The following is a 573-nucleotide window of genomic DNA, read 5'->3' as shown; positions in this document are numbered from 1 at the left end:
GACGTGACACTGCTCGAAAGGGTGCTCAGTGGACTTCGCAACCTCTAGCGGAGGGTCCGCCGGCGACACCGGGAGCCGGGCGACCACCTCCGCGAAGATCGTGGTGGCGGGCGGCTTCGGCGTGGGCAAGACCACGTTCGTCGGCGCCGTCTCCGAGATCAACCCGCTGCGCACGGAGGCCGTCATGACGTCCGCGTCCGCGGGCATCGACGACCTCACCCACACGGGCGACAAGACCACCACCACCGTCGCCATGGACTTCGGCCGCATCACCCTCGACCAGGACCTCATCCTGTACCTGTTCGGCACCCCCGGACAGGACCGGTTCTGGTTCATGTGGGACGACCTCGTCCGCGGCGCCATCGGCGCCGTCGTCCTCGTCGACACCCGCCGGCTCGCCGACTGCTTCCCCGCCGTCGACTACTTCGAGAACAGCGGACTGCCCTTCATCATCGCCCTCAACGGCTTCGACGGCCAGCAGCCCTACACCCCCGACGAAGTCCGCGAAGCACTCCAGATCGGCCCCGACACCCCCATCATCACCACCGACGCCCGCCACCGCGCCGACGCCAA

At 68.6% G+C, this 573-nt stretch carries 1 protein-coding gene; it reads left to right on the top strand.

The genetic code is table 11. The annotated features are described in order from the left end of the window. Positions 1–28 precede the first annotated feature (28 nt). On the top strand, positions 29–573 hold a 545-nt coding region (locus tag IE286_RS26925; protein ID WP_189799367.1), incomplete at its 3' end, for a GTP-binding protein.

The organism is Streptomyces thermodiastaticus (assembly GCF_014656135.1).
Taxonomy (GTDB): domain Bacteria; phylum Actinomycetota; class Actinomycetes; order Streptomycetales; family Streptomycetaceae; genus Streptomyces; species Streptomyces thermodiastaticus.
The sequence above is the reverse complement of the archived record's forward strand: the minus strand, read 5'-3'. Positions and strand labels throughout refer to the sequence as shown.